At 68.4% G+C, this 20040-nt stretch carries 21 protein-coding genes; 15 read left to right on the plus strand and 6 right to left on the minus strand.

The window, feature by feature from the left end:
• Window positions 1–299: 299 nt before the first annotated feature.
• From AU072_RS07935 to truA, 9 genes are all read left to right on the plus strand, one after another.
• The gene (locus tag AU072_RS07935) at window positions 300–1529 is read left to right on the plus strand and encodes an alpha/beta hydrolase family protein (RefSeq protein ID WP_407937592.1); all 1230 of its coding nucleotides are present in this window, start codon (window positions 300–302) and stop codon (window positions 1527–1529) included.
• Window positions 1530–1776: 247 nt separating this feature from the next.
• Window positions 1777–1998: a translation initiation factor IF-1 gene (gene infA, locus AU072_RS07940; protein ID WP_003418601.1), complete on the plus strand. Its 222-nt coding sequence runs from the start codon at window positions 1777–1779 to the stop codon at window positions 1996–1998.
• A 38-nt stretch (window positions 1999–2036) separates the two neighbouring features.
• Window positions 2037–2150: a 50S ribosomal protein L36 gene (gene rpmJ, locus AU072_RS27530; RefSeq protein ID WP_003879483.1), complete on the plus strand. Its 114-nt coding sequence runs from the start codon at window positions 2037–2039 to the stop codon at window positions 2148–2150.
• 145 nt (window positions 2151–2295) lie between these two features.
• Window positions 2296–2670 carry a 30S ribosomal protein S13 gene (gene rpsM / locus AU072_RS07945; RefSeq protein WP_064345640.1) on the plus strand — a complete coding sequence of 125 codons (375 nt, stop codon included), beginning with the start codon at window positions 2296–2298 and terminating at the stop codon, window positions 2668–2670.
• A 6-nt stretch (window positions 2671–2676) separates the two neighbouring features.
• A complete protein-coding gene (gene rpsK, locus AU072_RS07950; RefSeq protein WP_064345641.1) occupies window positions 2677–3093 on the plus strand; it encodes a 30S ribosomal protein S11 in 417 nt (138 codons plus the stop codon).
• A gap of 21 nt (window positions 3094–3114) precedes the next feature.
• Complete coding sequence (gene rpsD / locus AU072_RS07955) at window positions 3115–3720, plus strand: 30S ribosomal protein S4 (protein WP_064413278.1); 606 nt, start codon at window positions 3115–3117, stop codon at window positions 3718–3720.
• 75 nt (window positions 3721–3795) lie between these two features.
• Complete coding sequence (locus tag AU072_RS07960; protein WP_064399044.1) at window positions 3796–4848, plus strand: DNA-directed RNA polymerase subunit alpha; 1053 nt, start codon at window positions 3796–3798, stop codon at window positions 4846–4848.
• Between the two features lie 63 nt (window positions 4849–4911).
• Window positions 4912–5508 (plus strand): 50S ribosomal protein L17, encoded by a 597-nt coding sequence (gene rplQ / locus AU072_RS07965; RefSeq protein WP_064413279.1) that lies wholly within the window; start codon window positions 4912–4914, stop codon window positions 5506–5508.
• 7 nt (window positions 5509–5515) lie between these two features.
• Window positions 5516–6385: a tRNA pseudouridine(38-40) synthase TruA gene (gene truA, locus AU072_RS07970; RefSeq protein WP_064413280.1), complete on the plus strand. Its 870-nt coding sequence runs from the start codon at window positions 5516–5518 to the stop codon at window positions 6383–6385.
• On the opposite strand, the gene AU072_RS07975 is transcribed toward truA, so the two are convergent.
• The 4 genes from AU072_RS07975 to AU072_RS07990 form a co-directional block, all read right to left on the minus strand.
• Entirely contained in the window at window positions 6382–7077 is a 696-nt protein-coding gene (locus tag AU072_RS07975) for a cutinase family protein (RefSeq protein WP_064413281.1), read from the minus strand. The two genes, truA and AU072_RS07975, sit on opposite strands and share 4 nt — an antisense overlap.
• Before the next feature lie 63 nt (window positions 7078–7140).
• A complete protein-coding gene (locus AU072_RS07980; protein ID WP_064413282.1) occupies window positions 7141–7800 on the minus strand; it encodes a cutinase family protein in 660 nt (219 codons plus the stop codon).
• A gap of 26 nt (window positions 7801–7826) precedes the next feature.
• On the minus strand, window positions 7827–8579 hold the full coding sequence (locus AU072_RS07985; RefSeq protein ID WP_067396353.1) for a cutinase family protein: 753 nt from the start codon (window positions 8577–8579) through the stop codon (window positions 7827–7829).
• Window positions 8580–8618: 39 nt separating this feature from the next.
• Entirely contained in the window at window positions 8619–9635 is a 1017-nt protein-coding gene (locus AU072_RS07990) for an EamA family transporter (protein WP_064413283.1), read from the minus strand.
• A gap of 77 nt (window positions 9636–9712) precedes the next feature.
• On the opposite strand from AU072_RS07990, the gene AU072_RS07995 reads away from it, so the two are divergent.
• Window positions 9713–10270, plus strand: a complete 558-nt coding sequence (locus tag AU072_RS07995; protein ID WP_064413284.1) for a CGNR zinc finger domain-containing protein — start codon at window positions 9713–9715, stop codon at window positions 10268–10270.
• Between the two features lie 44 nt (window positions 10271–10314).
• The gene (gene eccB / locus AU072_RS08000; RefSeq protein WP_064413285.1) at window positions 10315–11706 is read left to right on the plus strand and encodes a type VII secretion protein EccB; all 1392 of its coding nucleotides are present in this window, start codon (window positions 10315–10317) and stop codon (window positions 11704–11706) included.
• On the opposite strand, the gene mycP is transcribed toward eccB, so the two are convergent.
• Both mycP and eccD read right to left on the minus strand, forming a co-directional pair.
• Window positions 11674–13026, minus strand: a complete 1353-nt coding sequence (mycP, locus tag AU072_RS08005) for a type VII secretion-associated serine protease mycosin (protein ID WP_082680778.1) — start codon at window positions 13024–13026, stop codon at window positions 11674–11676. The two genes, eccB and mycP, sit on opposite strands and share 33 nt — an antisense overlap.
• Window positions 13023–14366, minus strand: coding sequence for a type VII secretion integral membrane protein EccD (gene eccD, locus AU072_RS08010; protein ID WP_082680779.1), 1344 nt, complete (start codon window positions 14364–14366; stop codon window positions 13023–13025). The genes mycP and eccD overlap by 4 nt, the downstream gene beginning before the upstream one ends.
• Before the next feature lie 116 nt (window positions 14367–14482).
• Between eccD and eccCa the strand changes: the two genes are divergently transcribed.
• From eccCa to AU072_RS08030, 4 genes are all read left to right on the plus strand, one after another.
• Window positions 14483–18190, plus strand: a complete 3708-nt coding sequence (gene eccCa / locus AU072_RS08015; RefSeq protein ID WP_064413389.1) for a type VII secretion protein EccCa — start codon at window positions 14483–14485, stop codon at window positions 18188–18190.
• Window positions 18187–19317 carry a type VII secretion-associated protein gene (locus tag AU072_RS08020; RefSeq protein WP_064413287.1) on the plus strand — a complete coding sequence of 377 codons (1131 nt, stop codon included), beginning with the start codon at window positions 18187–18189 and terminating at the stop codon, window positions 19315–19317. The genes eccCa and AU072_RS08020 overlap by 4 nt, the downstream gene beginning before the upstream one ends.
• Window positions 19318–19384: 67 nt before the next feature.
• On the plus strand, window positions 19385–19708 hold the full coding sequence (locus tag AU072_RS08025; RefSeq protein ID WP_064345654.1) for a WXG100 family type VII secretion target: 324 nt from the start codon (window positions 19385–19387) through the stop codon (window positions 19706–19708).
• 10 nt (window positions 19709–19718) lie between these two features.
• On the plus strand, window positions 19719–20015 hold the full coding sequence (locus AU072_RS08030; RefSeq protein WP_064413288.1) for a WXG100 family type VII secretion target: 297 nt from the start codon (window positions 19719–19721) through the stop codon (window positions 20013–20015).
• The last annotated feature ends 25 nt before the right edge of the window (window positions 20016–20040 follow it).

Raw genomic sequence — 20040 nt, forward strand, 5'->3', positions numbered from 1 at the left:
GTGCGCGGCGGGATTGCCACTTCTCATCGGACCACCGGCCGCCGGCGGTGACTAGGGACCGAAGTCACCTCGCAGCAGCAAAACGACGTAGGCCATGTTATCGGGGCCGCCACATTGGCCGTGCAGAGTGGTGGGCGCCACTTTGCGCCAAACAGTCGGTGCCGAAACCGGCTGAGCACCAGCACGATTACCCGCCTCAGGGGCCCTGTGTCGGCCGGATCCGTGCACGGACAGGTGACCAATGGCTCTAAAGGGACGACGGCTGCGTGGCTACTGTCGGAGGTGTGGGAACAGACGACATCGGTATCGGCGCCGACGACGGCGCACGGACTCCGCACCGCTCCACCGTGCCGCGGATACAGGCGCCGCTGCGCAACGTGGTGCAACCGCTGACGAGAACCGGCGGCTACTACGCGCGATCATGGCGTGATTACCTCCACGACGGCCGTGACCAGACGCCGACCGTGCGACCGACGGTCGCGTTGGCCGCCGAGGCGTTCCGCGACGAGGTGGTGCTGCTCGGGCTGCGAGCCCGGCGTCCGCTCAGCGATCCGCGGGCCTTCGACCGAATCCATGGGGAAGTGGTGGCGGCGCTGGACTTCTACGGACAACGTGGCAGCCTCGACGATCCGGCGGCGTTCTTCGCTGCGCCGGGGCCGCCGAGCGACCTGGACATCTCGCCGGTGCGTCGCCGCAACCGCTCCTATCACCGGTTGCGCTGGACCAGCGGGTACCGGCCGGACCCCGATGAACCCGGTGCCGACCGCTGGCTGGGCTACGACGCCGTTTCCCGCGGCTACGGTTTGCTGCTGCGCCACCCCGAGCCGCGGCCGTGGCTGGTGTGCGTCCACGGCACCGAGATGGGCCGCGCGGCAATCGACCTGGCGATCTTCCGGGCGTGGTACCTGCACGACGAGTTGGGTCTCAACGTCGTGATGCCGGTGCTGCCGATGCACGGTCCGCGGGCCAAGGGGCTGCCCAAGGGTGCGGTGTTCCCCGGTGAGGACGTCCTCGACGACATCCACGCCACCGCGCAGGCGGTGTGGGACGTTCGCAGCCTGCTGTCGTGGATCCGCCGCCAGCAGCCGGGAGCGCCGATCGGCGTGTACGGCCTGTCGCTGGGCGGCTTCATCGCGGCGTTGGTGGCCAGCCTCGACGACGCCCTGGAATGCGCGGTGCTGGGCGTGCCGGTCGCCGACCTGGTCGGCCTTTTGGCGCGCCACTCCGGCATGGGCAGCGACGATCCGCGGATGGAGACGATCAGGCTGGCCGCCCCGCTCGGCCGGATGATCTCGCCGCTCTCCTTACCGCCGCAGGTCCCGATGGCCGGCCGCTTCATCTACGCGGGCATCGCCGACCAGGTGGTCCACCCTCGCGAGCAGATTGACCGGCTGTGGGATCACTGGGGACAACCCGACATCCAGTGGTACCGCGGCGGGCACACCGGCTTCTTCCGGTCCCGGCCGGTGCACCGGTTCCTCACGGCCGCGTTGGTGCAATCAGGTCTCGTCCGCGGGATCGACGCATAAGGCGACCGGCCCGCGACGGCAACGGGGTGACGGCGGCCGTTCCGTCGCGATTTTGGGCCCGGCCCGTGGGCGAGTACCATGGATCAACGGTGCGACGATCGCGCCGACTCTTTGCGTGCCCTGTTCAGGAATTTCTGGCTACTGGCTCACGTTCTGTGGTCGGAAGCGTTTGCTGCGCCGCAGCAGTATCCGCCGCCCGCGGCGGGAAGGCGCCAACGATCAGGACACGGAGGATCTCCGAAAGACAATGGCCAAGAAAGACGGTGCCATAGAGGTCGAGGGTCGCGTGGTCGAACCCCTGCCCAATGCGATGTTCCGCATTGAGCTGGAGAACGGACACAAGGTCCTTGCCCACATCAGCGGCAAGATGCGGCAGCACTACATCCGCATCCTGCCCGAGGACCGCGTCGTGGTGGAGCTGTCTCCCTATGACTTGTCCCGGGGCCGCATCGTTTACCGGTACAAGTAAAAAAACAGACACTTCAGAAGAACAGGATCGAACGAGCCGTGAAGGTGAACCCGAGCGTCAAGCCCATTTGCGATAAGTGCAGGGTGATCCGCCGGCATGGGCGGGTCATGGTGATCTGCTCTGATCCGCGCCACAAGCAGCGCCAGGGTTAGAACCCCCGCGCAACACAACTGAATGACGAACTCCCAGTACCACTGAGCGGATGCGCCGCTCACCAACGTCCGGCACGGAGGCCGGACCCCATTTGAGGGAACGGACTGGGACAAGACCTCCGCATAGAAGAAGGAACACCGCCTGATGGCACGTCTCGTGGGCGTCGACCTCCCGCGCGATAAGCGCATGGAGATCGCCCTGACCTATATCTACGGCGTCGGCCGTACCCGCTCCCAGGAGATCCTGGACGCCACCGGCATCAGCCGGGATCTGCGCACGAAGGACCTGACCGATGATCAGGTCACCCAGCTGCGCGACTACATCGAAGCCAACCTCAAGGTGGAGGGCGATCTGCGCCGCGAGGTGCAGGCCGACATCCGCCGCAAGATCGAGATCGGCTGCTACCAGGGTCTGCGGCACCGCCGTGGGCTTCCGGTGCGCGGCCAGCGGACCAAGACCAACGCGCGCACCCGCAAGGGCCCCAAGCGCACCATCGCCGGCAAGAAGAAGGCCAGGTAATCGACGATGCCACCCGCCAAAAAGACCGCGGCCGGCCCCAAGAAGGGGCAGAAGACCCGTCGCCGGGAAAAGAAGAACGTCCCGCACGGTGCCGCGCACATCAAGAGCACGTTCAACAACACGATCGTGACGATCACCGACCCGCAGGGCAACGTCATCGCCTGGGCGTCGTCGGGGCACGTGGGCTTCAAGGGCTCGCGTAAGTCCACGCCGTTCGCCGCGCAGCTGGCCGCCGAGAACGCCGCCCGCAAGGCGCAGGAACACGGCGTGAAGAAGGTCGACGTGTTCGTCAAGGGCCCGGGCTCGGGCCGCGAGACCGCGATCCGGTCGCTGCAGGCCGCCGGCCTCGAGGTCGGCGCGATCGCCGATGTCACGCCGCAGCCGCACAACGGCTGCCGTCCGCCGAAGCGGCGCCGGGTCTAGTAGGACGAGGAGAAACAGACTATGGCTCGTTACACCGGACCCGCGACCCGCAAGTCACGCCGCCTCGGCGTGGACCTGGTCGGCGGCGATCAGTCGTTCGAGAAGCGCCCCTACCCGCCCGGCCAGCACGGTCGCGCGCGGATCAAGGAGAGCGAATACCGCCTGCAGCTGCAGGAGAAGCAGAAGGCCCGCTTCTCCTACGGCGTGATGGAAAAGCAGTTCCGTCGCTACTACGAGGAGGCCAACCGGCTGCCCGGCAAGACCGGTGACAACCTGCTGCGCATCCTGGAGAGCCGGCTGGACAACGTCATCTACCGCGCAGGCCTGGCCCGCACCCGCCGGATGGCGCGGCAGCTGGTCAGCCACGGCCACTTCCTGGTCAACGGCGTCAAGGTCGACATTCCGAGCTACCGGGTGTCGCAGTACGACATCATCGACGTGAAGGAAAAGTCGCTGAACACCGATCCGTTCGTGATCGCCCGGGAGACCGCGGGTGAGCGGCCGATCCCGTCGTGGCTTCAGGTCGTCGGTGAGCGCCAACGCATCCTGGTGCATCAGCTTCCGGAGCGTGCGCAGATCGACGTACCGCTGTCCGAGCAGCTGATCGTCGAGCTGTACTCGAAGTAAGGCTTCCCGCCGCCCGGATGGCGGCTGGAGTACGCGGCATCAAATAGCGGGTGCCGTGAAGGAGGAAAGAAACACATGCTGATTTCTCAGCGCCCTACACTGTCCGAAGACGTCAAGGCCGAGAACCGCTCCCAGTTCGTCATCGAGCCGCTGGAGCCCGGTTTCGGTTATACCCTTGGCAATTCGCTTCGGCGCACACTGCTGTCGTCCATCCCGGGCGCGGCGGTCACCAGCATCCGCATCGACGGCGTGCTGCACGAGTTCACCACGGTGCCTGGAGTCAAGGAAGACGTCACCGACATCATCCTGAACCTCAAGGGCCTGGTCGTCTCGTCGGAAGAGGACGAGCCGGTCACCATGTACCTGCGCAAGCAGGGTCCGGGTGAGGTCACCGCGGGGGACATCGTTCCGCCCGCCGGTGTGACGGTGCACAACCCCGAGATGCACATCGCCACCCTCAACGACAAGGGCAAGCTCGAGGTCGAGCTCGTCGTCGAGCGCGGCCGCGGTTACGTCCCCGCCGTTCAGAACAAGGCCTCGGGCGCCGAAATCGGCCGCATCCCGGTCGATTCGATCTACTCGCCGGTGCTCAAGGTCACCTACAAGGTGGAGGCCACCCGTGTCGAGCAGCGCACCGACTTCGACAAGCTGATTCTCGACGTGGAGACCAAGAACTCGATCACGCCGCGTGACGCGCTCGCTTCGGCGGGCAAGACGCTGGTCGAGTTGTTCGGTCTGGCACGTGAACTCAACGTCGAGGCCGAGGGCATCGAAATCGGTCCGTCGCCGGCCGAGGCCGATCACATCGCCAGCTTCGCGCTGCCGATCGACGATCTGGACCTGACGGTGCGGTCGTACAACTGCCTCAAGCGCGAGGGTGTGCACACGGTGGGCGAATTGGTCGCCCGCACGGAGTCCGACCTGCTGGACATCCGCAACTTCGGTCAGAAGTCCATCGACGAGGTGAAGATCAAGCTGCATCAGCTGGGTCTGTCGCTCAAGGACAGCCCGGCCAGCTTCGATCCGTCCGAGGTCGCCGGCTACGACGTCGCCACCGGCACCTGGAACAGCGATGCGGGCTACGACCTGGACGACAACCAGGACTACGCCGAAACCGAACAGCTCTAAAGAAGCCAGTCCGTCCCGGCCCTACCTGATACGGGGGTCGGCCCCACATAGGAGATAGTCGCAATGCCCAAGCCCACCAAGGGACCTCGTCTCGGCGGCGGGTCCGCCCACCAGAAGGCGCTGCTGGCCAACCTGGCCACGTCGCTCTTCGAGCACGGCCGGATCAAGACGACCGAGCCGAAGGCGCGGGCGTTGCGGCCCTATGCGGAAAAGCTCATCACGCACGCCAAGAAGGGCACGCTGCACAACCGGCGTGAGGTGATGAAGAAGATCCGCGACAAGGACATCGTGCACACGCTGTTCGCCGAGATCGGCCCGTTCTACGCCGACCGCGAGGGCGGCTACACCCGCATCATCAAGGTCGAGAACCGCAAGGGCGACAACGCCCCGATGGCGGTCATCGAGCTGGTGCGGGAGAAGACGGTGACCTCGGAGGCCAACCGTGCTCGCAGGGCCGCGGGCTCCAAGACCGAGCAGCCCGTCGCCGCCGCGTCCGCTCCGCAGGCCGCGGTCGAGCCGGAAGCGGCCGAAGGTCCCACCGAGGAGGAATCGGTCGAAGAGGCCAAGGCCGAGTCGAGCGAGGTCGAGGCTCCGGCTGACGAGGCCCCGGCTGACGAGGCCCCGGCTGACGAGGCCGACAAGGATGACGACAAGTCCTGAGGACGTCATGAGCGAGCCCGCCATCGAATCCGGTGGCGGGCTCGTTCGTCTCCGGCTCGACATCGCTTACGACGGAACCGAGTTCGCGGGCTGGGCGGTCCAGGCAGGACAGCGCACCGTGGCCGGTGTCCTCGAAGAGGCGCTGTCGACGGTGTTCCGCACCGCGGTGGTGGCGCGGGCGGCGGGTCGCACCGACGCCGGTGTGCACGCCACCGGTCAGGTCGCTCATGTCGACGTGCCCGAAGAGGCTCTGGCGCACGCCTATCCGCGTACGACGCGCCCCGGCGACAGCGAGTTCCTGCCGCTGGTGCGACGGCTCGGCCGGTTCCTGCCCCGAGACGTCCGCGTGCTCGACGTCGAGCGTGCCGCCCCGGGCTTCGACGCCCGATTCTCTGCGCTGCGCCGCCACTATGTCTATCGACTGTCGACGGCGCCATACGGTGTCGAACCGCACGAGGCGCGCTATGTGACCGCCTGGCCCCGCCCGCTCGACGTGGACGCGATGGCCGAGGCGTCACGAAAGCTGCTCGGACTGCACGACTTCGCGGCCTTCTGCCGGCACCGTGAGGGTGCGACCACCATCCGTGACCTTCAGCGCCTGGACTGGTCGCGTGAGGGGACGCGGGTCACCGCCCATGTCAGCGCCGACGCCTTCTGCTGGTCGATGGTCCGCTCGCTGGTCGGCGCGCTGCTGGCCGTCGGTGAACACCGTCGCGAACCCGATTGGTGCGCAAGCTTGTTGGCGGCCGATCGAAGGTCCAGCGAGTTCGCGGCCGCACCGCCGCAGGGGTTGACACTCGTGGGCGTCGACTATCCGCCCGACGATCAGCTCGAAGCACGGACCAAGGTCACCCGCGACCTGCGCGTGGTCGACTAGATCCGTGCGGCGATGAAGTCGGCCGCCTGGTTGACCATCCCCGCATTGACATACGCGCGCGCCGCATGGTCGGGCCAGTTGCCCTCCCAGGTCTTCGGCTCGGCGGGGTTGCAGATCGGGTCGGCGCCGTGGCACAGCTCGATGGTGCGCTCGCCGTACAGCGGGCTGAAGTTGGTGATCGGACCGGCCCATGCGATGCCGTTGCCGAACAGCGCGACGGCGGCGATGTGGCGATCCATCCCGGGAGGCAGCGGCTTGTCGAACCCGAATGCGGCGATGGGTGCGGCCAGCACGACGTCGGTCACCGCGGCGCCCAACGAGTATCCGCCCAGCACCAGTCGGGTGTCGGGGCACCGTGCCGCCATGTCCTGGATCCGTGAGCTCATGTCGTTGGCGCCGATGTCGATCTCGTAATCGGCCGGATAGCTCACGGAGTAGAGGTTGATGTTCTTTCCGCTCTTGCTGCGCAGCGCACTGATGAGCGCGTTGCCGATCACGCCGGCACCTGGCGACTCGGTGCGACCGCGCGCGAAGATGAGCTCCGCCTGTGGGCATGACTGCGCGGCGGCGACGGACAGAAGGCCCGGGGTGGCCTGGGTGACGGGCGCGATCAGCCCTGCTACCGCGAGTACGACCGCCCCGATGAGCAGCGTCCCCCGGCGCCCCAAGCAGCGAACAAGATCGTTTTGCACTCCGCCGATCCTATAGGAACTAATCAACGCCGACGAAGGTAATCGACAGCGGTCGCCGCGACCTCAGACCAGCCGCGCCACGAAATTCGCAGCCTGATTCGCCATTCCGCGTCCGACGTAATCGCTGTGGGCGAACGGATTGCGGCCGCGGGAACAGATCGGGTCCCCGTCGGTGCAGAGGTCGATCGCCCGCCCACCGAAGATCGGCGCCGTGGTGATCGGGTTTCCGAACTTGGTCGCCGGGTTGCCGAAGACGGCCACGGCGGCGACGTTGGGTGCGACGTTCGGAGGCAGGACCGGGCCCAGCGCGCCGATCCGGTTGCCCAGCGGCGGGATGCCGGCGAGCATGTCGACGACGGCCGCGCCCTGAGAGAACCCACCCAGCACGATGCGCGAGTTCGGACACGACTGTGCGGTGTTGGTGACGAAGGCCGCCGCGTCGGCGGCGCCGTCGGCCGCCATCATGAAGTCGTAGGTGGCCGGGTAGGCCACCCCGTAAGCCGACAGGGTGCGGTCCCCGAGTTGCGGGCGCAGGGCCTCGACGAACGCCTGGCCGACGCGGCCGATGCCCGGGGGTTCACCGGTGCCGCGGGCGAACACCACTGTCACATCCGAGCAGCCTTGTGCCGAGGCAACCGTTGGCGCCAGGAGCGAGAAGGTCAGTCCGATGGCCGCGATGACGGCGGTGCCGGCGACCCGACGACGAAGGCGAGCGAAATCCACGGGACGAGATGATATCCCGCGTGGCGTCAGACCAGGCCAGCGACGAAGTTCGCCGCCTCCTGGACCAGTCCGGCGCTCACGTAGTCGTTGTGCGCGAACGGGTTACGGCCCTTCGAGCAGATCGGGTCGCCGTCCTTGCACAGGTCGATCGCGCGGCCGGCGAACACCGATTTGGTGATCGGGTTGCTGAATTTGGTGGCCGGGTTGCCGAACACCGCCACGGCGGCGACGTTGGGTACCAGGCTGCCCGGCAGCGGGGGAGCCGAGCCGATCGATCCGATCTTGTTGCCGAGTGGCGGCACACCAGCCAGCATGTCGACGACCGCGGCTCCCTGCGAGTACCCGCCGAGCACGATGCGGGTGTTCGGGCATTGCTGCGCCAGCATCGCGATGCGGTTGGTGGCGTCGGTCGCGCCGTCGGCGGCGGCCAGGAAGTCGTACGAGGCGGGATAGTCGACGGCGTACGTGCTGATGGTGCGCCCTCCGGTGAGGCCGCGCAGCGCGTTGACGAACGCGGTGCCCGGCGTACCGAGGCCCGGGGTGTCGTCGGTGCCGCGAGCGAAGATCACCTCGATATCGCTGCACGCGGATGTCGAGGACCCGTATCCGGGGTATCCGGGGGAGGTCGCCGCCGGTCCGGGCGCGGTGCCCGAACCATATCCGGGACTGACGGGTCCGGGGGGTGGGCCGGGCTGGGCCACCGCCAGCGGGGCCACGCCGCCGACGAGTGCGGCGACTGCGGCCGTCGCGGCCGCCAGTCGGGCCGTCTCGCGCAGCAAAGTCACGCGGACATATTCACACACCGAGGGGTCTGGGGGCTAACGCTTCGCTCGCACGGACGACTCCTCGAGCGGGCCGTCCGGCCACGTCGCCTCGGCAACCGCTTCAGAACGGTCGCCTGCGCGGGCCAGCGCGAGACCGGCCAAGACGATGGCGCCGCCGACAGCCTGCGTGGGCGTGATCGCTTCACCCAGCAGAATCCAGGCCGCTAGCACCGCGAACATCACCTCGGACAGGCCGACCAGCGACGCGAAGCGTGGCCGCAGCCGGGCGATGCCCATGATGCCCAGCGTGTAGGCCACCGCGGTGGCGATGACGCCCAGAGCGATGACCGGCACGATCCACGAGGCGGTGTGACCGGCGATGACGGTGTCGGCGGTGGTGAAGGTCAGCGGCATGATTCCGGTCAGGCCCAGGAGCGTGACCGCACCCGAGCCGACGATCAGCCCCGCTGCGGCCAGCGTGACGGGACTGATCCCGTCCCCTTCGGCCGTATAGCCTGCGTGGGCCGACATCAGGAAGTACCCGGCGGCGCAGAGGGCGGCCGCCAGCCCCCAGCCCACGCCGACCAGGTTGATGTGCGCGCCCGAGAACACGTCGAGCACCAGCATGATCCCGGCGATCGCCAGCCCGACACCGGCCAGGGTCAAGGTGGTCGGGCGTCGCCGTGTGGTGGCCCAGACCCAGGCGACGACGATGATCGGTGCGGTGTACTCCAGCAGCAGCGCGACGCCGATCGACAGGTGCGCGACGGCGTTGTAGTAGAACAGCTGCGCGCCCGCGATCGGGACCACCCCGTAGGCAAGCACGGTCGTGGGGTGGCGCAGGGCCTCGCGAATCCACCCGCGCCTGACGATGGTGGCGAAGATCGCCATCACCAGCGCGCCGCCCGCCAGCCGGGCGACGACCGCGGCGGTCGGGCTCCAGCCCGCTGTCATCAGTGCCTTCGCGAACGGGCCCGAGGAGCCGAACGCGACCGCCGAACCGACCGCCAGCATCAGCCCGAGCCGGAAGTGGTCGGCGGCGGGCCGCGTGCCGGATGCCGTCACGACCATGGTCGACCTCCGAGAAAGTGTAATGAGTAAAATGAACTACGCTCCTGACAGTAGCGACGAGAGGCGTCATGGGTCAAATGCTTTTCAGTCATGACACCGAACTCACCTTGCGGGCCGCGTGTGAACTCATCAACAGCGACCGCGTCGACGGAGAGCGGCTGGGCGACATGGCGGCGTTGAACACCTACCTCGACAGCTTCGGCTGGACGGGGCGCCGTGACCGCGACGCCGAGGAACTCGCATCGGTGCACCGGCTCCGCGACCGGCTGGGCCGGATCTGGGCCGTCGCTGACGATGAGCAACGCACGGTGGATCGGGTCAACGCCTTGCTTCGCGATACCAACGCCTCGCCGTGGCTGACCCGGCATCCGGAGATGCCCGAGTGGCATCTGCACCTGGCGTCGGTGGACGACCCGCTGTGGCAGCGGATGGGCGCGGAGATGGCGATGGCGCTGGCCGACTTGATCCGCATCGGCGAGCTGCGCCGCCTCAAGACGTGCGCGGCATCGGACTGCGAGGCGGTGCTGGTCGACTTGTCGCGAAACCGGTCGGGAAAGTTCTGCGACACCGGCAACTGCGGCAACCGCCAGCACGTGGCGGCCTACCGGGAACGTCGGGCCAGGGGAAAGCGGTGACACTCGGGACTGTCCGCAGGCCTTAGGCTTTCGGCGGGGGAGTGATGACGGGGCGATCGACCACCAAACTGCAGATCAGCGGACACCGCTTCGGGTTACGGCGCATGCGGCACGCCCTCGTGCGCGGCGACGCGCAGATGCTCGACGATCCGATGCGCGCGCAGGCACTTGCGTTGTCGGTCGGCTCGGTTCTGGCGGTCATCGGACTCGGAGTGGCCGCGGTCCTGGCGTTTCTGCAGCCCCGAGGTGCGCTCGGCGACGCCCCGATCGTGATGGTGCGCGACACCGGCGCCCTCTATGTGCGGATCGACCAGAATCTGCACCCGGTGGCGAACCTCGCATCGGCCCGGCTGATCACCGCTTCGGCGGCCAAACCTCGGCTCGTCAGCTCCTCGGCCGTCGACCGGGCGCCAAGGGGCGCGATGCTCGGCATCCCCGGCGCCCCTGACATGATCGGCGCGCCGCTGACGCAAGATGAGTCGGAATGGCATGTGTGCGAAGATGATTCGTCTGTATCGACCGTCCTGGCGGGACCTGTCGGCCGGACGCACGCCGCAGCAGCCGGCATCCTGGTGAGTGCGGCGGGCGAAGGTGCGGCGACAACGTATCTGCTCTTTGACGGGCGGCGCGCGAAGGTGGATCTGCGCAATCCGGCCGTGGTGCGTGCGCTCGCGCTCGACGGCGTTGCGCCACGGCCCGTTACGCGTGCATTGCTGGACACCGTGCCCGAGGTGCCCGAGCTCGCGGCGCCCGCCATCCGCGACGCCGGGGCGCCCGCACCAGCGCCGCTGCACGGGTTGCGGGTTGGCGCCGTGATCCGCGTGCCGCAAACCGAGTCGTCGCAGCACTACGCGGTGCTGAGGACGGGAGTGCAGCGAATCGGCGTGGTGGCGGCCGATCTCATCCGGTTCACCCAGCCGCAGGACGCGCACGACATCGTCACCGTCGAGCCCGGTGCGATCGGCGCGGTCCCGGTGGTTGACGAACTCCCGGTCGGGGAGTTCCCCGAACGTGCCGGTACCGCAGTCGATCCGGTCGTCTGCGCACGGTGGCAGTGGGCGCCTGACTCGAAGTCCGTCAGCACGGGGACCGTCACCGGCGACGCCATACCCGGCAACGCCGAGTTGCGACCGGTGGGGCTGGCGCACGCCGACGCCGCAGGCGCCCGAATCGATGCCTTCGCGATGAGCGGGGGTCGCAGCGCCTACGTGCGAGCGGCGGGGGCCAGTGGTGACGGTGCACGAACCGGAACGCTGTTCCTGGTGAACGATGTCGGGGTGGCCTTCGGCATCCGGGATCGGGAAACGGCCGAGCGGCTCGGGCTGACCGGTGATCCGCTGCCCGCACCGTGGCCCCTGTTGGCGCGGCTGCCACACGGGCCGGAGCTGAGTGTCGAGGCCGCGTCAGTCGCGCACGACGGGACGGGAACGCCGTAACCGGCTGAGCGATACCGTCATTGCGACGACAACCCCGGCCACGGCCAAGCAGATAGCGGCTCCGCGGGTGGCGATACGCGCTGCGTGGCCGTCGGGTGGTTGCTGCCGCGACGGTGACACCACCGTCGGGTGGCCCGGATCCGCGGGAGCTGTCGCGCCACCGGTGACCGCGGCCAGGACGTCGACAACGCCATGACCGACACGCGGATTCCAGCCGCCCCCCGGGTGCCGCGCGGTGTCTTCGATTCGGCGCATGACCTGGCGGGCGGTCAACTGCGGCGAGCGTGACCGCAACAACGCGACGATGCCGGTGACCACGGGCGCGGCGTAACTGGTTCCCGCGAGCGGCTTCTCGCCGGTAGGGGTGGGCAGCGCGGCGACGAACCCGTCGCCGTCGCGGTCCAACGACACCACCTGCTCGCCGGGAGCGGCGACGTCGACCCAGGGCCCCGCCAACGTGAACTCCGAGGGGCCACCATCCGGGCCGATCGATCCGACCGTCAAGACATAGTCGTCGTACCAGGCCGGGCTCACCACCGCTTTGACGCCGTCCCAGTCCGGTCGCCCAGAACTTGCGGGGTTCTGATGCTCGCACTGGCCCGGTGCACCGGCATTGCCCGCGGCGGCGACCACGACGACGTTCTTCGCGTCGACCGCATACGCCAAGGCGGCGCCCAAAGGTCCGTCGTCCATCTCCGTGCCGGCGGCGACGCAGGCGACAGTGGAGATGTTGATCACGGTTGCGCCCATGTCGGCCGCGGTGCGCACCGCGCGGGCGAGAGTGTCGACATCTCCGAAACCGGATCCGCCGCGGCCATCTTCGGCGCTGAACTTCGTGCTCGACTGCCGGATGCCGATGATCGTGGCCTCGGGTGCGATACCGCTGAACGCATCGGGGGCGTCGGAATCCGCTGTGGCGGCGACGATGCCGGCGACGATCGTGCCGTGGCCGTCGCAGTCGTCGGTGCCGTCCCCGCCGGACACGTAATCGCCGCCGGGAACCAGGCGAGGCAGCAGGCGATGGCGTGACACACCGGTGTCGATCACCGCGACGGTCTGACCACCTCCGCGGGTGAGCGGCCAGACCGACCGCAGGTCCAGGTCGCGCAGTTGGCCGCCGACGTCCCCGCCCAGGGTGACCTTCTGAGCGGTCGTGCACTGCCCTGTCTGCTTTGTGGGCTGTGGCGGCGCCGGCGAGTGCGGGTGGGGGAGCAGCGAATCGTCGACACCCGGCGGCACCACCGCGGCTGCCGTAGGGATACCGGTCACCGGAGCCGATGCGAACGCGACGGCCAGTACGACGCGAAGCAGGCGCGTCACGTCAGCGCCAAGTTGCGGACGAGACCGAACAGCCCGGCGATCCAGCAGCCCAGCGGTATGACCGCGGCCAAGGCCGCGTACTCGGCCAGTTCGGCTGCGCGGCGCGCGGCCAGGCCGGGCGTGAAGCGCAGGAGCGGTATCAGGAATCCGGTCCCGGCGACAGCGGCCAGAGCTCCGAACCAGTGGGCGTGCTGACGTAATGCTGCGGCGAGGATCACGAATGCTGCTGTGAGCGCGACGAAGCCGCTCACCGCCAACGTGGTGCGACGAACAGTCCCGATATGAGTACGGATGCGCAGTAACAGCGCGGCTCCGACGGCGCCGTCGAACACCGCTGCGAGGATGGAGAACTCGCGCGCGATGGAACCATAACCGGCGGACACGGCCGCGATGGCCGCGGCGATCGACGCGCCGGCGATCATCGCTGTCAGCAGCTCGTGGGCGCGCGCCGCCTCGCTGTCCTCGATGGAGTCGGGAGGACGGTGCATGTCGTCGTCCAGCGGCCTGGGGCCGATGCGGGTGAGCGCAATGGCCAGCCGTGGAGCCGAACTCAACGTCGCCAGTGCCATCGCCGCGAGCAGTGAGCCGGCCGCCGGCCCACCGAGGTGCCATGCGACCGATGCCGCGCAGGAAGCGGTGCACAGCACCGATGTCGTGGCGATGGCGACCAGCGGCACAAGACCGCGGCCGGTGAGGCGCAGGGACACCACCGCGGTGGCCAGCCCCGCCGATGAGGCAAGCAGCAGATGCGCGGCGAGGGGACCGCCGGGTACCGCTGCGGCAGCCGTCACCGCCGCCATCATCACCGACATCACGCTGAAGGTGGTGCACAGCAACGGTTCTGAGTGCGTACGCCCGCTGACGACGGCGGCGGCCAAAGCGGCGCAGGTCAGCGCACCGCCGATGAGAACCGTGCGACCAGTCGAGCCTGTGGACCACAGCAGCGTGATACCGCCGATGGCCGCGCAGACCACGCTGGCGGCGACGCACAGCATGCGCGGAATCCCGCCGGGCGCAGGTTGCCACCTGACCACCGTGCGGGTGGCATCCCAGTCGGCGAAGACGGGTTCGCAGACGTCATCGGTGCTGAGCCACAGGACGTCGCCGTCGCGAACCTGGTTGTCCGGCAATGTGAGTGACTCGTCCAGCGACGAACCGTCGATTCGGTGAAGCCGCCACCGCGCACCGGTTACCACCTCGCGGTGGTCGGGATGAACCAGCTCGAGGATCGACGGGAGCATGTCGCCCAGGCATGCCCGGCGTGGCAACGCCAGATCCACACTCTGGGTCGCGTTCGCCCCGTCGACGTGAATGCTGACTCGGCAGCCTGAACCAGCCATCGCCTCCCCCTATGACGCCGTGGGATCACCGTAACGCCGCCGACGACGGGGAGAAGACACTTCTTTCGTCGGCTGTGGATGGAACCGAATCGGTCCCCGCCGCGTCTCATCTCTCGATGGAGTCCTCCCGGCCAGCATGCGGCGTCGTGGTGAAATCACCACCGGCGCTGCCCAAAGCGGCTTCCACCAATCCTGTCGCGCGCCTACTACCGCTGGCGGTGCTCGTCGCAGCGGTCGGCATGATGGCCGTGTACTTCACCTCCGGCGCCGGCACCAACCGCACACCGATGTTCGCATTCTTCCCGGTGATGATGGCCGTGTCGGTGCTCGGCACGATGCTGTACGGAGCGCGCGGCGGGGCGGACCGATTTGCCGAGATCGATCGCGACCGGCGCAGCTATCTGCGCTATCTCGATGAACTCGACGACGAGACCGTGGCGACGGCCGCTGAACAACGCCGCCAACAGTATTCGCGCCACCCGGCACCCGAGTCATTGTGGGCGCTCGTGGGCACCCGGCGAATCGTGCGACTCGGTCCCGACCACGACGACTTCTGCTGCGTGCGGGTGGGTGTGGGCGATCAGACGCCGTGCACACCGTTGGCGGCACCCGACCTCGGGGTTCCCGAGGACCGCGATCCGGTGACGGTGTCCGCGATGCACGCTCTGATTCGGCAGCGGTCGGTGGTGCCGCGATCACCGGTCGCGGTCTCGCTCCGGCAACCCGGCGTCATCGCGGTGTGTGGCGATGACGAGCCCGCGCGCGGATTGGTGCGTGCGATGGTGTGCCAACTGGCGGCGCATCACGAACCCCACCAGGTGGCGATCGCGGTGGTCGCCAGCCGTGAGACGTCTCACGAGTGGGAGTGGCTCAAATGGCTACCCCACTACGAACATTCAGCTCATACCCTGAGCGGCAGGCTCGGCCGGCACCTCGTGGTCGTCGCGGATGAGAGCCCGGTAGCCGGTGAGATGCTGACGGAGGCGAACGGTGCCTCGATCGTCACGATCGGAGCCGACCCGGTCGAACCGGTGTCGTGTCTGCGTGTTGACGGCGAGCGCCTGACCGTGCGCATCGGTGAGCGCCCCGAGGCGGATTGCGAGCGCGACTCGCTGACCCTGACGCAGGCCACGATGTGTGCGCGGCAGCTGGCGGGTCACAGGTTCGACGCCGCGACCGCCGGTGGCATTTCGACGGTGCGCGGCTGGCTCGACCTGATGGGCATCGACCGACCGGGTCGGCTGACGCCCGAAAAGCTGTGGACGCAAAGCAAACAGATGCGACCGGTACCCGTCGGCGTAGCGGACGACGGAACGCCGGTCTGGATCGACATCAACGAGGCTGCCCGCAACGGCATCGGCCCGCACGGGCTGTGTGTCGGCGCCACGGGATCCGGCAAGTCCGAGCTGCTGCGCACACTGGTGCTGGGCATGATCACGACCCATCCACCGGACGTCCTCAACCTCGTCCTCGTCGACTTCAAAGGCGGAGCGACATTTCACGGCTTGGAGCGGTCGCGGCACGTGGCGGCCGTGATCACCAACCTGGCGGGCGAAGCCCACCTCGTGGCCAGGATGAGCGACGCGCTGGCCGGAGAGGTCCACCGCAGGCAGGAGTTGCTGCGGGCGGCAGGCAATTTCGTCAACGCCGCGGACTACTCCAGGGCTCGGTCAGCCGGCGCTCTGCTGCCGCCGCTGCCCGCGTTGTTCATCGTCGTCGACGAGTTCTCCGAGCTGCTCGCCCAGCACCCCGACTTCGCCGAGCTGTTCGTCGCGATCGGCAGGCTGGGCCGGTCGCTGGGAATCCACCTGTTGTTGGCCAGTCAACGACTCGACGAGGGCAGGCTCCGCGGATTGGACACCCACCTGTCGTATCGGATCTGCCTCAAGACGTTCTCCGCCGGTGAATCCCGGGCCGTCCTGGGTGTGCCCGACGCGTACGCTCTGCCCGGCACCCCAGGCGCGGCCCTGCTGAAGACGGCCACCGGGGACCTGATCCGATTCCAGACCGCGTTCGTCTCCGGCCCCTGTCCTCGACCGGACCCCGAAGACAGCAGCGAAGTTCGGGCGCCGATGATCTTCACCGCCACGTCCGCGTCGGTCCAACCCGATGAGCACGAGGAAGCTGGACCGGCCGTTCTCGACGCGGTGCTGGACCGCGTCGGGGGACGAGGGACGGCCGCGCACCCCGTGTGGCTGCCGCCGCTCGGCGCACCACCGACGCTCGACTCGATCACGTCCACAGGTACCCGAGACCCGTTCAGTGCCCCGATCGGTCTGGTGGACAGTCCGTTCGAGCAACGCCGCGACCTACTCGTCGCGCAGATGGCCGCGGGGAACGCCGCCATCGTCGGCGCCCCTCAGTCGGGGAAGTCGACGGCCGTGCAAACACTGATGCTGGCCCTCGCAGAAGCGCACGGCCCCGACGAGATCTCCCTGTACGTCCTGGATTTCGGCGGTGGTGCGCTCACGCGCCTCGCGCAACTACCGCACATCGGCGCAGTATCGGGTCGAGCCGATACGGACCTGTGCCGTCGCACGGTCGCTGTCATCGAATCACTGATCCGGTCGCGGGAAAAGCTGTTCCGGACAATGGGAATCGGTTCGATGGCCGAGTATCGTGCGCGCCGCGCCGCGCAGGATCCCGCCGCGGCCGGCGACCCGCACGGCGACGTGTTCCTCGTCGTCGACGGGTGGGCTCACCTGCGTCGCGAACTCGAGCAGTTGGAAGCGCCGATCAGCGCCATCGCTGCGCAGGGTCTCGCGTTCGGCGTGCACGTGGTGATCACCGCCTCGCGGTGGCCCGAACTGCGGCCAGCGTTGAAGGACCAGATCGCGACCCGGATAGAACTGCGCCTCGGCGACCCGGCCGAGTCGGAGATGGACCGTCGCCGCGCACGCTCGCTGACCAACTGCCCACCGGGCCGGGGTATCACCGCCGAGGGGCGCGAGATGGTGATCGCGCTGCCGCGCTTTGACGGCGTGCCCAGCACCGAGGGACTCGGCGAGGCGTTGGCCGCAACCGTCGAGCGGCATCGACAGCGCTGGCGCGGGTGCTGCGCCCCGCGCATCGAACTGCTTCCGGCGCTCGTGCGGTATCCCGAGTTGGTCGGGTGCAGCCTGGGATCGGCCGGGGCGATGGTGCTCGGCCTCGAAGAGCGCGAGTTGGCGCCTGTGACCGTCGATTTCACCGAGCAGATGCACATGCTGGCCCTCGGGGAGGGCGGTTGCGGCAAGACCTCATTGCTGCGCGTGATGTGTCACGAGATCGTCCGGACTCATCGCGTCGAGCAGGCGCGTCTGGAGATCGTGGATTTCCGGCGCTCCCTGCTGGGCGTCGTGGAATCCGAACACCTCGCCGGATACGCGGCGTCACCGGTGGCCTTGGCAGCGAGACTTCCCAAACTTCTCGCGATGCTCGAGGCCCGCATGCCCGGCGAGGACGTGACACAACAGCAGTTGCGCGAGCGATCGTGGTGGTCCGGCCCCGAGATCTTCCTCGTGGTTGACGATTACGACCTGGTGACCGGATCGACGGGCAACCCGTTGGCCCCGCTTGCCGACTTCCTGCCCCACGCCGCCGACCTCGGTCTGCACGTAATCGTCGCCCGCCGATCGGGAGGCGCCGCGCGGGCGATGTTCGACCCACTTCTCGCCGGAATGCGGGAGATCGGTTGCCTCGGCGCGATGATGAGCGCAAGCGCCGACGACGGTGTCCTGATGGGCTCGGTGCGGCCTTCGTCGATGCCGCCGGGGCGCGCCACGCTGATCACCCGCGGCGAGGGCGAGCGCCTCGTCCAGGTCGGCTGGGTGGAGCCGCCGTGAGACACGCCGTCGTCGAGGTCGGGCCGGTTACGGTGCGCGGAGCCAATCCGCCTGACCCCGAACTGGTCTCGTTGGCACTGGATGCCATCGACGAGGACCTCGTACTGGTCGGCGAGGACCCCGCGCCGGTGTCCGAACTGTGGTCCCGGCTGATGGAAGTCGCGGTGGGCGGCGCCGAGGACGTCCTCCTCGTCTGCCCGACGTGGTGGCCGGGCGCACGGATCGACCGCGTCCGCGAAGCGACGACGGCGACGACCGTCGAGGTGATCGAGCGTACCGCGCTGCTCCAGCGGCAGGCGCGCGCAACCGTCGTCGAGATCGCCACGGAGCTGGTCCTTGTCACTCGTCTCGGAGCCCGCCCCGTCGTCATCGCCAACGTCGACGACGAAGTGGCGAAGAGGGTGGCCGCAGCGGTCGGGTTGGCGGGGCCGGTGTTGATCGATGCGCCAGGTGTCCTCGGGTCGCTGGGCGAGGCGATCGCTGACGGGTTGCGCGAGAGGGGCATAGGGGTGCGCTTCGCCGACGAGGGCGCCGTCCGTCGCCCAGAAGCCGAACCTCCCGTGCCCGATGGCGGTACCGCCGTGTGTGTTTCGAACCAGCCGCGACGGGCGGCGGTGCTGACGGCCGTTCTCGCGACGATGGTGGCGGTGTGCGGTGGGTTCGTCCTGCGCGGTGGTGACCGTCAACCGAAGATCGCGTCAAATCTGTTGGCGGAGGGGCGAGTTCAGGTGATGGTTCCTGCGTCGTGGCGGGTCGAGCACATCACGTCAGGGCCGGGCTCGGCCCGCGCGCAGATCACCTCGCCGTCCGACACCGACGTAGCGCTGCACCTGACCCAGTCGGTGGGCGCGCCGCGGGCGGACCTTGCCGAGACTGCGGCCGCGTTGCGAAGCGCCCTGGCCGGTGAGCCCGGTGATGTCTTTGTCGACTTCAACGCCGCCGACACCCCGGCGGGCAGGACCGGTGTCACCTACCGGGAATTGCGCCCGCACCATCACGTCGCATGGACCGTTCTCGTCGATCACGGTGTGCGCATCGCCATCGGCTGCCAGAGCGCACCGGGTCGCGAATCCACCGTCCGCGAGGTCTGCGATCAGGCGATCAGGTCCGCGCACGCGATTTCTTAGAAATCGGGTGGAACCGGACCGGCGTGTGCTGCGTCGTACCAGTCAAGACCTAGAGGAGAGGATCCCCATGACGACACCGCAAGGCGGTTCGCTCAACACCGATTTCGACCTGATGACCGCGGTCGCCGGTCAGACCGACGCGCGCAACGAGGAGATTCGCGCGATGCTGCAGTCGTTCATCGGGCGCATGACCGCCGTGCCACCGTCGGTCTGGGGCGGCGTCGCGGCGACCCGCTTCCGCGACGTCGTCGACCGATGGAACGCGGAGTCGCTGAAACTGCATGCCTCACTGCAGCGGATCGCCGAGACCATCCGGCTCAACCAGCAGACGCTTCGGGAAGCCAACGAGAGCCATTCGCACCGCATCGGTGCGGTGGCCAACAACCTGTAGAGGAGTCGTGATGGACCACGTGTTGTCGTACAACTTCGACGAGATCGAATACACCGTCAGGCAGGAGATCCACGCCACCTCGGCCCGGCTGAACGGCGCCCTCGAAGAGTTGCGTGTACAGATCGCGCCGCTCCAACAGGTGTGGACCCGCCAGGCGGCCGAGGCGTACCGGCTCGAGCAGGCGCGGTGGGAACAGGCGGCCGGCGCCCTCAACGAGATCCTGTTCAGCCTGGGCAACGCGGTTCGCGCCGGCGCCGACGACGTGGCCGCGACCGACCGCAGCGCCGCAGGCGCATGGGGTGCCTGACCGGGAAGAGGCTTGTGCGGTCCAA

Origin of the sequence: Mycolicibacterium novocastrense, assembly GCF_001499835.1 — a bacterium.
Taxonomy (GTDB): Bacteria; Actinomycetota; Actinomycetes; order Mycobacteriales; family Mycobacteriaceae; genus Mycobacterium; species Mycobacterium novocastrense.